This is a genomic window from Pseudomonas sp. MWU13-3659, from assembly GCF_023757525.1.
In the GTDB taxonomy this organism is placed as follows: Bacteria; Pseudomonadota; Gammaproteobacteria; order Pseudomonadales; family Pseudomonadaceae; genus Aquipseudomonas; species Aquipseudomonas entomophila_E.
The window spans coordinates 261,484-274,385 of the sequence record NZ_JAMSHW010000004.1 but is presented as its reverse complement, the minus strand read 5'-3'; the positions used below and the strand labels follow the sequence as shown (position 1 = coordinate 274,385).

12 protein-coding genes and 1 pseudogene are annotated in these 12,902 nt (G+C 63.4%); 3 read left to right on the top strand and 10 right to left on the bottom strand.

Features of this window, described 5'->3' with window-relative positions; translation table 11 throughout:
- Nucleotides 1-55 precede the first annotated feature (55 nt).
- The 7 genes from NGM28_RS08145 to NGM28_RS08115 are packed head-to-tail and all read right to left on the bottom strand — an operon-like array spanning nucleotide 56 to nucleotide 6,332.
- The gene (locus NGM28_RS08145; protein ID WP_252089663.1) at nucleotides 56-1,420 is read right to left on the bottom strand and encodes a sensor histidine kinase; all 1,365 of its coding nucleotides are present in this window, start codon (nucleotides 1,418-1,420) and stop codon (nucleotides 56-58) included.
- The gene (locus NGM28_RS08140; RefSeq protein ID WP_252089661.1) at nucleotides 1,417-2,079 is read right to left on the bottom strand and encodes a response regulator; all 663 of its coding nucleotides are present in this window, start codon (nucleotides 2,077-2,079) and stop codon (nucleotides 1,417-1,419) included. The genes NGM28_RS08145 and NGM28_RS08140 overlap by 4 nt, the downstream gene beginning before the upstream one ends.
- Nucleotides 2,080-2,081: 2 nt before the next feature.
- Nucleotides 2,082-2,723, bottom strand: coding sequence for a tetratricopeptide repeat protein (locus tag NGM28_RS08135; protein WP_252089659.1), 642 nt, complete (start codon nucleotides 2,721-2,723; stop codon nucleotides 2,082-2,084).
- Entirely contained in the window at nucleotides 2,720-3,526 is an 807-nt protein-coding gene (locus NGM28_RS08130) for an SDR family oxidoreductase (RefSeq protein WP_011533932.1), read from the bottom strand. Before NGM28_RS08130 ends, NGM28_RS08135 begins: the two co-directional genes overlap by 4 nt.
- Complete coding sequence (locus NGM28_RS08125) at nucleotides 3,513-4,193, bottom strand: iron-containing redox enzyme family protein (RefSeq protein ID WP_252089658.1); 681 nt, start codon at nucleotides 4,191-4,193, stop codon at nucleotides 3,513-3,515. The genes NGM28_RS08130 and NGM28_RS08125 overlap by 14 nt, the downstream gene beginning before the upstream one ends.
- Before the next feature lie 8 nt (nucleotides 4,194-4,201).
- Nucleotides 4,202-5,665 (bottom strand): AMP-binding protein, encoded by a 1,464-nt coding sequence (locus NGM28_RS08120; protein ID WP_252089657.1) that lies wholly within the window; start codon nucleotides 5,663-5,665, stop codon nucleotides 4,202-4,204.
- Nucleotides 5,655-6,332, bottom strand: a complete 678-nt coding sequence (locus NGM28_RS08115) for a thermostable hemolysin (protein WP_252089655.1) — start codon at nucleotides 6,330-6,332, stop codon at nucleotides 5,655-5,657. Before NGM28_RS08115 ends, NGM28_RS08120 begins: the two co-directional genes overlap by 11 nt.
- A 275-nt stretch (nucleotides 6,333-6,607) precedes the next feature.
- Between NGM28_RS08115 and NGM28_RS08110 the strand changes: the two genes are divergently transcribed.
- The 3 genes from NGM28_RS08110 to NGM28_RS08100 all read left to right on the top strand — a co-directional run bounded on the left by NGM28_RS08110 (nucleotide 6,608) and on the right by NGM28_RS08100 (nucleotide 10,703).
- Entirely contained in the window at nucleotides 6,608-6,997 is a 390-nt protein-coding gene (locus NGM28_RS08110; RefSeq protein ID WP_252089653.1) for a DUF2946 family protein, read from the top strand.
- Nucleotides 6,998-7,068: 71 nt separating this feature from the next.
- Nucleotides 7,069-9,222 (top strand): TonB-dependent receptor, encoded by a 2,154-nt coding sequence (locus NGM28_RS08105; protein ID WP_252089651.1) that lies wholly within the window; start codon nucleotides 7,069-7,071, stop codon nucleotides 9,220-9,222.
- Nucleotides 9,222-10,703 (top strand): PepSY domain-containing protein, encoded by a 1,482-nt coding sequence (locus NGM28_RS08100; protein WP_502943838.1) that lies wholly within the window; start codon nucleotides 9,222-9,224, stop codon nucleotides 10,701-10,703. Before NGM28_RS08105 ends, NGM28_RS08100 begins: the two co-directional genes overlap by 1 nt.
- A gap of 43 nt (nucleotides 10,704-10,746) precedes the next feature.
- On the opposite strand, the pseudogene NGM28_RS08095 reads toward NGM28_RS08100, so the two are convergent.
- The 3 genes and pseudogenes from NGM28_RS08095 to NGM28_RS08085 form a co-directional block, all read right to left on the bottom strand.
- A pseudogene (locus NGM28_RS08095) lies at nucleotides 10,747-10,812 on the bottom strand (flavin reductase); the annotation flags it as partial.
- 33 nt (nucleotides 10,813-10,845) lie between these two features.
- Nucleotides 10,846-11,874, bottom strand: a complete 1,029-nt coding sequence (locus tag NGM28_RS08090) for a methionine synthase (RefSeq protein ID WP_252089649.1) — start codon at nucleotides 11,872-11,874, stop codon at nucleotides 10,846-10,848.
- Nucleotides 11,875-11,901: 27 nt separating this feature from the next.
- Nucleotides 11,902-12,885: a DUF1852 domain-containing protein gene (locus NGM28_RS08085; protein WP_252089647.1), complete on the bottom strand. Its 984-nt coding sequence runs from the start codon at nucleotides 12,883-12,885 to the stop codon at nucleotides 11,902-11,904.
- Nucleotides 12,886-12,902 lie beyond the last annotated feature (17 nt).

Sequence of the window (12,902 nt, the reverse complement as noted above, 5' to 3'; positions counted from 1 at the left end):
AGGCGCTAGCCAGCGCCCGACTGAGCGCCTGCAAGGTGCTTCGCGGCCGCTGGGCTCAATCCATTGGCAGCAGCAAGGTGGCGGCCAACCCCCCGCCGGCTCGATTAGCCAGGCGTACCTGCCCGCCAAGACGATCGACAATGGTCGCAACGATCGACAGCCCAAGGCCCGCACCATTTGGGTTATTGCGGCTGTAGAAACGTTCGAACACGCGGGAAAGGCTTGCCTCATCGATACCCGGCCCCTCGTCCTCTACCACCAGCTCGAAAGCATTGTCCAGACGCCGGAGTGACACCGTTATACGGCCTGCAGGCGGTGAATGCTCAACCGCGTTGGACACCAGGTTCTGGATTGCGATGCCCAGGGTGCCGGCATTGATCGCCAGGTGATGGTCACCCTCGTCGATGTCCAGCGAGGGCTCCAGGCCACGGGCAAGTATCCACGGTGCCAGGTCGGCCAGGGTGTCGGTGACCACTTCAGCCAGATCGACAAGGGTACTGCCGCGCTGCCCCAGTCGTGGCTCGACGCGGGCCAGGGTCAGCAACTGGTTGACCACCCGGGTCAGCCGGTCGACCCCGTCCATCAGGAACCCCAACGCTTTTTGCCGCTCCATGTCGTTGCTGGCAGCCAGGGCGTTTTGTGCATGCAGGCGCAGGACGGCCAGCGGCGTGCGCATTTCGTGAGCGGCATCGGCAATGAACCGGTGCTCACGCCGTAGCAGGTCGTCGATCTGTGCCAACAGGCGATTGATGGCGGCCTGCATCGGCTCAAGTTCCGAGGGAAGCGGCACCAGCTGCAAAGGCTCAAGGGAGTCGGCGTGGCGCCCGCGGATGACATTGGCCATGTTCTGCAACGGCCGCAGCCCCCAACCAATCGCGGCCCAGACCAGCAGCGCCAACGCCAGGCTGCCGAGCAGAAACGGAAACAGGGTATGGCGAACAATGCGGTCGATCAGGTCGTAGCGCACATCATCCCGTTCGCCGACCCAGATCATCCAGTGCTTTTCCGGCACCGGCAGGACGAAACCACGCCATTGTTTGCCGGCGCTGGTGAAATCGTAGAAGCCTGGCGTCGTCGGTAGCGGGTCGAGTGTCGGCGCACTGGGTGTATGCACCAGGAGCGCCCCGCCATCCTGCCAGACCTGAAACGCCAGCTTGCTTTCGTAGGGGTGCCCCACCTGATGTCGCCCTGCCCTCCCCAAGGCTTCGTTGAAGGCCTGGTACAGCGCCTCGCGCGAGCCGTCCTGTACCGGCAGGCTCATGACGCCCTGTAGCAGGCGGGCATTCTGGGCAAGGTGGGCGTCATACACCTCGTTAATTTCGTGGCGGCTGTCGTGGTAGTTGTAAAGCACCAGCAGGCCTGTGCCGAGCAGCAGCAACAGCATCACGCGCCACAGTGTGCGTTGGCGCAGCGAGCTCATGCCTTGGCCTCTACCAGGTAGCCGATGCCGCGCACCGTGCGGATCAAGCCGTTGAACAGCTTCTTGCGCAGGTGGTAGATGTTCACCTCCAGCGTATTGCTCTCGGGCTCCTCGTCCCAGCCATACAGCAGCTGGGTCAGGCGCTCACGGGTGAATACCTTGCCAGGTTGCGCCAACAACTCGTGCAACAGCCTGTACTCCTTCGGGGTCAGCACGATCTCCATGCCGTTGTAGTGCACTTGCTGGGTAGCGGGGTCGAGACTGACCCCGGCATGTTCGATCAGCACCTTGGCGCGTCCCGCGCTGCGCCGCAGCAAGGCGCGCAAGCGTGCCTTGAGCTCGTTGAGATCGAAGGGCTTCACCAAGTAATCGTCGGCGCCGGCATCGAGGCCGCTGATGCGGTCGTCCAGCGCGTCCCGTGCGGTTAAAATCAGCACCGGCAGGCTATCGCCGCCAGCACGTACCCGCCGTAGCAGTTCGATGCCGTCCATGCGCGGCAACCCAAGGTCCAGAATCACCAGATCGAAGGTTTCATGCTGCAGCGCATGCAAGCCGCTGACACCGTCGCGCAGCCAGTCGAGGGTGTAGCCCTCCTGGCGCAAGCCGTCACAGATCCCTTCACCCAGTGCGATGTCGTCCTCAACCAGCAGCAGCCGCATGTTCAGTCCTGTTTGTCCTTGATCGCCTTGAGTAAAGCATCGATATCGGTGCGCCGACCCTGGTCTGCCAGTTCACGCCCTGGCCGCGGTGGGGCTTGCAGGGCTTTGTGCAACGCCGCGGTAGCCTCCGGGTAGCGCTTTTGCCGGTACAGATGATCGGCCCAGAAATAGTTGCTGTCGATACCGTTGGGGTTGATCTGCAGGGCCTTGCGCAGCAGAGCGTCAGCCTTGTCGGCGTCGCCGAAACCGATTGGCCAGCCGGGAACCTGGTCGTACAGCGTGCCCAGGCTGGTGTAGGCCGAACCCTGCAGCGCGTTGGGGTCCAGTTTCATGGCCTGCTCCAGGCTGGCTTTCGCCGCCTTGACCTTGCCCAGTGCTCCAAGGCCACCGGTGGCCCCCGCCCAACTGCTGTTGATGATGCCCTCCCAGATCAACGGCTCAGGTGTGCCGGGGTACTGATGAACGAATGCAGCCGCGTCGCCTGACAGCTTTTCAAAGGCGTCGGCACGTTTATCCTTGGGCAGTTGATACTGGATCTGCGCCCAGCGCTGCTGCAGCTCGCTCAGGTGCTGAGTGCCTGCCGGGTCCAATGCCCAGGTGCAGGGGGCGAATGCCAGCAAGCTGGTAATGAGCAGGCGTTTCATTTGATCGACTCCTTGGAGTGGCTGCCGATGTAGCGGCGAATGACAGGCAGTTGCTTGCGCAGTGCGCGGTCGACCACGCCCGGCAACATGCCGTTGATCCGCACGAAGAGTTTTTCCGGCCAGCCGAGATAAAGCTCGCTGCGCTCGGATTGCACCGCCTCGAGCACTGCGCGGGCGACATCCGCCGGGTCGTCCATGCCGACTTTCAGTGCTTGGTTGAGCGCTGTCGCGGCGGTGCTGTTCATGGCGGTGCGGGTGGCGCGGGGGGCGGCATACAGAACATTGACCGTGGTGTCGGCCAGCTCGCGCCGCAGCGCTTCGGAGAAACCGCGCAGGGCGAACTTGCTGGCGCAATAGGTGGCATAGCCTGGGTAGCCGATCGAGCCATAGGTGGAGCCGACATTGACCACCAGTGCCCTGGGCTGAGCACGCAGCAGCGGCAGGCAGGCGCGTGTCAGTTGCAAAGGAGCCTTCAGGTTGATGTCCAGCAGCTCGTCGAGCGCGTGCTCGTCCAACTGGTCGAGCAAGGCGAAGCGATTCACGCCGGCCGCGTTGATCAGCACGTTGACATTGCCCATCTCGCGGGCTCGGCTCACGACCTGTTCGCGCCCCGCCTGGCTGCGCAAGTCGGCTTCCTGCCAACGCAGGCGATCCGGGTAGCGATTCATCAAGCCTGCCAGCTTGCCCATGTGCCGACTGACAGCCAGTACCTGGGCACCGGCAGCGCACAACTGTTCGGCCAGTTCCAGGCCGATGCCACCACTGGCACCGGTGAGGATCACCACGGACTCAGGCAAGCGCATGATGCACCTCTAGCTGGCCCGCGCGCGGCAAGCCTTGGAACATTTCGGTGTACAAGTGGTAGACGACCTTTGCCGCATGGATGACGGCCTGCTGGTCTGCGCCATCGTCGAGGCGGTCCATCAGTTGCTTGTAGGTCACCATGTGGTCCTGGTCGAGCGCACCATGGGAGCTCAGGTAGCTGAACGCCTTGTCAGGCAGGTTCAGTGTGGTTTTGATCGTGCCCGCCGCTTGGGTGGCCAGGGCGATGCTGGTGCCTTCGAGCACGTTGACCATGCCGAAGAGCCCGACCGGGTTGCCGCGGGCGATCAGATCGTAGAGGTAGGCGACCATTAGCTCGATCGACCGCGCCGGCCGACCATCGCGCACCGCCTCCCAATCACCCCCACAGGCGTTGATATCGTTGAGGATCCACTGCTCGTGGCCGTACTCCTCATCGATGTACTCGCACACCGCGCCGCGCAGCCACTCCAGGCGCGACGGCAAGCGCGCGCCACAGGCCATCATCAGCGGAACCGTGTGGCGGACATGGTGGTAGGCCTGGGTCAGGAAGGCAACGTAACTGTCCAGGCTGACCTGGCCGGCCAAGGCTTCACGGATCACCGGTACGGCGAACAACGCCTGACGCTCTTGGGCCGTTTGAAGTTGCAGGGTGTCGAAAAAGGACATGGGGAACCTCACAACGAGATGTCGGATAACAGGGTTTGGTAGAGCTGCAAGATCGCCTCGCGTCGCGGGCGGCCGTTGGCGGTCAGGGTTTCGTCACGGGTGCTGAAGGGAGCCGGCAAGCGCCGCCAGGTATGTACCCGGGCGTAATCAGGCAGCTGCGCGTTGCACTGCTGCACGGCCTGCTCGATGGTCTCGTTGCTGGTGGCAGGGTCAAGAGGCCAAAGCAGTGCCAGGTTGTGCGCCAAGGCTTCGCCATGCACGAATGCCTGGGCGATGACGCCGCTCTGGGTGAGTTCGGCTTCTACCCACTCCGGGTTGACGTTGCGCCCGAAGCTGGTGATGAACTGGTGTTTCTTGCGTCCATCGAGGTACAGGTAGCCCTCTTCGTCGAGGTGACCGAGATCGCCCGTCGCCCACCACCCGTCCGTGACAGGCGTGTCTTCCAGGTAACCCAGCAACGTCGAGCCGGCCACCAGTACCTCGCCGTCCTCGGCAATGCGTACTTGCACATGGGGCAATGGTTTCCCGACGCTTCCACGGCGTATGGCCCCCGGGCGATTCAAGGCCACCACCGAAGCACACTCGGACAAACCGTAGCCTTCGAACACAGGCAGACCGAGCGCCTCGGCCCGTGCCAGCAGGCTGGGCGCCACCCGGGCACCGCCCACCGCCACGAAACGCAACGGGCCAACGCGCATCAACCCGCGCTCGATGGCCGTGACCAGCCCCATCAACAGTTGCGGCACGAGGATCAGGCTCTGGGCGCCGCTGAGGGCAATCGCGGCCAGCAAACGCTTGAAATCCACCTGGCTGGCGCCGACCATGCCCAGTTGTTGCTGCGGGTAAAGCTGTACGCAGGCACCCGCCATCAGCGCGGCGTATACGCCCAGGTTCTCCAGCAATACCCCCACAGGCAGTACCACCAGGTACTGCTGTGGCTCGGTGGGCCGGCTGGCGATCTCCAGTTCACGTGCCACACGCAGCATGGCTTCAGCGCTCAGGCATACACCTTTAGGGTTCCCGGTACTGCCAGAGGTGTAAGTGATCTTGGCCGTACCCTCTGGCAATCGAGGGCCAGTCGGCCTCTCGCGCACCCAGAACTCACCTTCCTGGGCAAATCCCATCCGCGCCAACTGCGCTGCCCACTGCGCCGAGCACAGCACGGTCGATGCACCGCTCTGGGCAATACAGTGATCGAACTGCGCCGCGCTGAAGAACGACGGCACGATCACGCAGGGGCGTTCAGCGAACAGGGCGGCCAAATCCCAGAACAACAGCTCAGGGCCGTTGTCCAGGGCCAGTACCAAAGTACCTGCCGGTTGCCGACGCAGGACATGGGTCCGCAGGCCTATCTCACCGAGCAATTGCTGATAGGTGTAGCGCCGAGTCTGCCCCTGCACCGCCACGGCTTCAGCATGATCACGTGCATAGGCTGACAACCGCTCATGGAAACGATCCAGCTCACGCGGCATGTCCGGCCTCCTCGACAAGCGCAGGAAACCCCAGGCGCTGGAACACGCCCGCTTGGGTCAGGGCATCAAAGCCGTAGCCGATGTTCCCGGCATACACCTGGGGACGCTGGTCGTAGTATGTCCCCCATTGATCAACTTGACCTTGAAGACGCTCGGGACTGGCCGGCGCCAATACCGTAGGCACCAGTCCCAGCCGCTGGAAGCTGTTGATCAATGTCGCGGCCCCGGTAAACGCTACCCATTGCAGGCCGCGCGCAGCCAGCAACCAAGTGACGGCGATGATCATGATGCGGGCGCTGCCGGCGCTGAGCGAGGCAAGGTTGCCGACCTCGACCATGCCGGTACGCTCAAGGTCAGTGCCGGCTATGCGAGACACTTCACTTTCAAGCGGCTGGTCCAGATAACGCTCGAGGAACAGCGGCCCCTCGCTCGCCAGGCGCACACCAGCCGCTGCGACCAGACGCCCGCGGCTGTCATTGAGCGCCAGCAGTTCCGGCAAGTAATGTTGCACATCGGCATGGTGTGCCGTGGCAAAGCGCTGGTGGATGAAGTGTTCCAGGTCTGCGCGGGAGGCGTCGCCTGCGCGGTGAAGCGACAGGTGCGCATGGTGGTCGGTATGGCTACCGATCGCTAAAGGGAGCAGGCTGCTCCACTGAATCTGGCTCATGAAACTCCCCCGATTGGGCTCGACGGGGGAATTATCAGGCGCGAATCTGAATGGAATCTGAAGTCAGCGCATGCCATCGGACAATGGGCCCGGGCAGGGAAGATCGCCCATACGCCTCCCCCTCCACATCAGGCCGTGCGTACCCTGCCCAATCAACACACTCCGCCTCATGTATCCATGCGCGTGAGCGATGGCGCGCCAACCTGCTTTTCAGATACCGCAAAACCTGTAGAATCCGTCGCCCATCAGCCCCATTCACCGCCCGAGCTTTGCCCATGACGCTGGCCCGCCACCAAAGAGCGCACGTTGCCTGGCTGCTGTACTTCAGCATCCTGTTCGGCGCGTTGCTGTGCGCCATGGGCCATGGACAGATGGCCGGGCTGCGCCTGGCCGGCCTGGACGATGCCGCCTGGTGCGCGGCCGACAGCAGCGGCGTGTTCAAGGGCGACCAGGACGTCACCGACCCAGTGTTGCCCGCCGGCGGCGATTGCGTGATTGCCAGTCTGTTCAGCGCCACATTGCTGGCGGTGTTCTTCGGCCTGCTGAGCCTGCTCGCGGGGGCATCGAACGTGCCCTTACCCAGGCAACCCGCGCCGCGCCTGCCCAAGCAGCGCTGGCCGCTGGTCAACCCCCGAGCCTCCCCCTCAGCGCTTCCCGTGTTCTGACCTTGCCATGCCCGTTCGCAGCCTCAATGGTTGCGGGCGTGCGCTTATCGCATTCAGCCAGGAAGCCTTGCATGTTCCGCATGACCACTTTGGCGCTGCTCGTTGGCGGCGCAACCTGTGCCTGGGCGCAGGACGATACCCTGACCCTGCCCGCCAGCAACGTCACGGCCACCGCCGACCAACCCCAGGAGGCTACCCGCCTCGACCTCGACCGGCCCATTGAAAGCGGCTCGCGGCTCAACCTCAGCGCCCGCGAAAACCCCGCCTCGGTCAGCGTCGCCGACCGCAAGACCATGGCGCGCGTCGGCGCGCGCAACTTCCAGGACGCCGCCAACGCCCTGCCCGGGGTCAACGCCTCGGCACCGCCCGGCTGGGGCGGCTACGTGGCGTACCGCGGCTTCAACGGCGCCCAGGTCAGCCAGCTGTTCAACGGCATCAACCTGCAATACGGCGCCACGGCGCGCCCGGTTGGCACCTGGATCTACGACCGCGTCGAACTGCTCGGCGGCCCCTCGTCGTTCCTCAACGGCAGCGGCGCCGTCGGCGGCAGCCTTAACATGATCACCAAGCTGGCCAACCGCGACGAGGACACCGTCGAAGGCCGCGTCAGCTACGGGCGCTACGACACGATGGAAACCTCGGTCGGCTTCAACAAGGCGCTCAACAGCGGCGACGGCCCACGCCACTACGCGCGGCTCGACTACAGCCGCACCAGCAGCAACGGCTACATCGACCGCCAGGAGAACGGTGCCGGCAACCTGGCCTTCTCGCTGCTCAGCGATATCAACGACCAGCTCTCGCACACCCTGGCCATCGAATACCTGGAAGAAAAAGAAGACAGCCCGTACTGGGGCACGCCGGTGTTGCAGCCACTGGTGGGCACCCTGCACATCGACAAGCACAACCGTTTCAACAACTACAACGTCGAGGACGGTCGCTACGAGCAGCGCACCCGCTGGCTGCGCTCGATCACCGACTACCGCATCGACGACAGCAACCAGCTGCGCAACACCTTCTACCACTACAACGGCCAGCGCGATTACCGCAACCTCGAGGTGTACCGCTACAACGCCGGCAACACCAGCATCGCCCGCTCCGGCGGCTACCGCCAGCGCCACGACCAGGAGGTCAACGGCAACCGCACCGAACTGACCCATCAAGGCCAGTTGTTCGGCCTGGCCAGCGATTGGGCGTTCGGCGTGGACTACAGCCGCAACCAGCAGACCGCCTACCCGCTGTCCAAAGGTGCCTTCGACACCCTCGACCCGAACGGTTTCCAGCCCGGCCACTTCCTCGACATCCCCGGCATGGACGCGCCGCGCGCCAAAGGCCGCAGCACCACCACCGACACCACTGCGGGCTTTGTCGAGAACCGCACCCGCCTGACCGACCAGCTGTCGCTGATCACCGCGCTGCGTTACGACCATATCGACTTCGACGTGGTCGATTACGTGAGCCGGGCCAAGCTGGACCGACGCTGGGACGCCTTCACCGGCCGCCTGGGCCTGGTCTACGACCTGACGCCCAACGTCAGCCTGTACACCCAATACAGCACCTCGGCCGAACCGCCGGGAGGCTCGCTCACCGGCGCCTCGCTCAGCCAGGTTGGTGACTTCGACCTGAGCACCGGGCGCCAGGTGGAAGTGGGCAGCAAGCTCGACTTCCTCGACGGACGCGGCACCGCCACCGCTGCGGCTTACCGCATCGTGCGCAAGAACATCTCGGTGCCCTCCTCGACCGTGCCCAATACCACCGAGCAGGCCGGCCAGCAGACCTCCACCGGCATCGAGCTGGCCGCCTCGTTCAAGGTCACGCCCAAGCTGCTGGCGGCGGGCAACTTCAGCTGGGTCAACGCCGAGTACGACGAGTTCAACGAAACCATCGGCGGCGTGGTGTACTCGCGCAAGGGCAAGAACCCGGTGAACATGCCCGACCGGGTCGCCAACCTGTGGCTGACCTACGACCTGGCGCCGGGCTGGCAGGTCGGCGCCGACGCCCGCTATGTGTCGTCGGTCTACGCCAACACCGCCAACACCGCCTGGGTGCCGTCGTACACCGTCTACGGGCTGTCCATGACCCACGACCTGGACAAGCACGTGCAAGTCAGCGCGCGCCTGCGCAACCTCACCGACGAGGTCTACGCACGCTTCATCCACCAGACCAACACCCAGTATTACCTGGGTGAGCCGCGCAGCCTGGAAGTCGCTGTGCAGTGGCGCTACTGATGGGCCTGAAGCGCCAGCTGTACCTCTGGCACCGCTGGCTGGGCATCGTCGCCTGCCTGTTCATGGCGCTGTGGTTCGTCTCCGGGGTGGTGATGCTGTATGTCGGCTACCCCAAGCTGACCCCAGCCGAGCGCCTGGGCCACCTGCCGGCGTTGCCGGCAGGCTGCTGCGCCGAGTTGCCGGCCAGTTGGGCGCAGCAGCCAATGAAAACCCTGCGCCTGACCAGCCTGGGCGGGCGACCGCATTATCTACTGGAGCTGGCCGACGGCCGCCGCGTCACCCTCGAGGCTGCCAGCGGTGAGCCGCTGGCCAGCAGCGATGCCGCTTGGGCGCTGGCCAATGCTCGGCAGTATGCCGGCGACGCGGCATTGGCTTATCTGGGGGCCGTGGATGAGGACATGTGGACCCACTCGCGCGCCCTGGACAGCGACCGGCCCTTGCACAAGGTGCGGGTAGCGGATGCTGCCGGTACCTGGCTGTACCTGTCCGGACGCACCGGCGAGGTGGTGCGCGACGCCACCGCCCAGGAGCGCGCCTGGAACTGGGTGGGTGCCTGGCTTCATTGGTTGTATCCCCTGCGCGGGGGCTTCGGTTTCGACAATGGCTGGCGCACGCTGGTGATTGGTCTCTCCCTGCTCGGTACGCTCATGGCGGTCCTGGGCATGGCGGTGGGGGTCCTGCGCCTGCGGCTGCGCAAACGCTATCGCAGCGGCTCCTGCAGCCCCTACCCCGCTGGCTGGTTGCGCTGGCATCACATCGGCGGGCTGTTGTTCGGCGTGGTGCTGGTGCTGTGGGTGTTCAGTGGGCTGATGTCCATGCGCCCCTGGGGCCTGACCGACAGCCATTCGCGCCTCGACCTGTCGGCCCTGCGCCAAGGGCCATTGCGCCCCGACGATTTCGCCATGCCGCTGCGCCAGGTCATGGCGCGCCTGGCCGAGGAGGATGGATTCGTCCCGGTGGAGCTGCAATGGCAGCGGCTCGCTGGCGTCACGTTCGTGGTCGCACGCAGCGCCAACGGCGACAGCCGCCTGGTCGAAGCCGGCATGGCACCGATGCGAGCCTTGTCCAAGCAGCGGCTGCTGGCCGCCGCCCAGGCCATCGCGCCGGGACGAGCGGTCGAGGATCACTGGCAGACCGCCTACGACTTCCACTACTTTGCCCGTGATCCGCAAAGCATGTACGGCTTCCAGACGCGCCCACTGCCCGTGCTGGGCCTGCACTTCGATGACCCCGCGCGCACGTGGGTTTACCTGGACCCGGCCAGCGGCGAGGTGGTGGCCAGCTTCGACCGCACGCAACGGGTTGGCCGCTGGTTGTTCAACCTGCTGCACAGCTGGGATTGGCAACCCCTACTGGCCAGGCCGCTGCTGCGCGAAAGCCTGCTCATCGCCATGAGCGTCGGTGGCCTGGTGATCGCCCTTAGCGGTGTCGTGCTGGGCTGGCGGCGTTTGCGTAGGGCTTGCAAGCAACCGTTACGCTGATTGCATGAGGTTGCAATACTGCTCCTTGTAGTAGAGCAATGGCAGCGTGAATCTCGCAATCGAGCCAGTGCAGGCTGCCGGCGATGATCGGATTACCCAAAGGCGAAGCTGCACGCCCCGCCCTCCCACCTCGCGCTCGGTCTTACTTCGTGAGTTCTCGGCGCACGATCTCTGCACCTGCACTCAATGCATTGAGCTTGCCGCGTGCCACGGCGCGCGGCAACGGTGCCATGCCGCAGTTGGTGCACGGATAGAGTTTGTCGGCATCCACGAACTGAAGGGCCTTGCGCAGGGTGTTGGCCACTTCTTCCGGGGTTTCGATGGCATGGTTGGCCACGTCTATAGCGCCGACCATCACCTTCTTGCCGCGGATCAGCTCGATCAGGTCCATGGGTACGTGGGAGTTGTGGCACTCCACCGAGACGATGTCGATCTTGGATTTCTGCAGTTTGGGGAACGCCTCCTCATACTGGCGCCACTCCGTACCCAGGGTCTTTTTCCAGTCGGTATTGGCCTTGATGCCATAGCCGTAGCAGATGTGCACCGCCGTTTCACACTTGAGGCCTTCGATGGCCCGCTCCAGGGTGGCAACGCCCCAGTCGTTCACCTCGTCGAAGAACACGTTGAAGGCCGGTTCATCGAACTGGATGATGTCAACGCCGGCAGCCTCAAGCTCGCGGGCTTCCTCGTTGAGGATCCTGGCGAATTCCCAGGCCAGCTTTTCGCGGCTCTTGTAGTGGCTGTCGTACAGGGTGTCGATCATGGTCATGGGGCCTGGCAGCGCCCATTTGATCGGCTGCCGGGTCTGCTGGCGCAGGAATTTGGCATCTTCGACGAACACGGGCCTCTGACGAGAAACCGCACCGACCACCGTTGGCACGCTGGCATCGTAGCGGTCGCGAATCCGCACGGTTTCGCGCTTTTCAAAATCAACGCCTCTCAGGTGTTCGATGAAGGTCGTCACAAAATGCTGACGGGTCTGTTCACCGTCACTGACGATATCGATACCGGCCAGTTGTTGCTCGTGCAACGACAGACGCAACGCATCCTGCTTGCCTTCGATCAGCGTCTCGTCTTGCAGCTTCCAGGGCGACCAGAGGGTTTCCGGCTGTGCCAGCCAGGAAGGTTTGGGCAGGCTGCCGGCAGTCGAAGTGGGGAGTAGTTTTTTCATCACGCAAGGCCTTGTGTATTCGGTCAATCAAACAGCGTAATTAGCGGACCACTGCTGCAGCACAGCGTGGAACGGTTTGATGAATTGCGCTTCTGCATACTTGCCCTGTTCAATGGCTAGACGGCTGCGTTCTTCGCGGTCGTAGACAATTCGAGTCAGCGAGTAATCCTGGTGCTTCAGGCTTGGTTGATAGGATTTGCCTGCCGCGGAGTTCGCGTTGTAGATCTCGGGCCGGTAAATCTTCTGGAAGGTGTCCATGGTGCTGATGGTGCTGATCAGCTCGAGGTTGGTGTAGTCGCCCAGCAAGTCGCCGGCAAAGTAGAAGGCCAGCGGCGCGACACTGTTCGACGGCATGAAATAGCGCACCTTCAGGCCCATCTTGGCGAAGTACTCATCGGTCAATGAGTATTCATCCTGCTGGTATTCGTGACCGAGGACCGGGTGCTGGTTTTCAGTGCGGTGGTAGGTCTTGCTGCTCGAAACGCTCAGGCAGATGACCGGCGGCTTGCCGAAGTGCGCCTTGAACGCGCTTGAGTTGACGAAGCACTTGAACAGTTTCCCATGCAGTTCGCCAAACGCTTTCGGCGTGCTGAAACCCGACTGTCCTTTATTGTGCTCCAGCAACAGCACGCTGAAGTCATAGTCCCGGACATACGAGGAGAAGTTGTTCCCGACAATGCCCTCAATGCGCTCGTTGGTTTGGCGATCGACAATGTTGGTTTTCAGAATTTCAATTAACGGCAGGGCATCCCCCGCCTGTTCACCGACGATACTCATCTCGACGGAAATGATATCGAGCTCTACGGAATAACGGTCACCCTTGGGGTTGTCCCAATGCGCCAGGGCATTGAAGCGATTGTCGATCATCGCCAGCGTGTTACGCAGGTTCTGCTGACGGCTTTCGCCCCTGGCCAGGTTGGCAAAGTTGGTGGTGATCCGCGTGTTGTCTGCTGGGTGATAATGTTCAGCGAAGCGAACACGTTTGATGGCGAACGTGAAATCTTTACTCATTTTGCTCTGGCACCCTT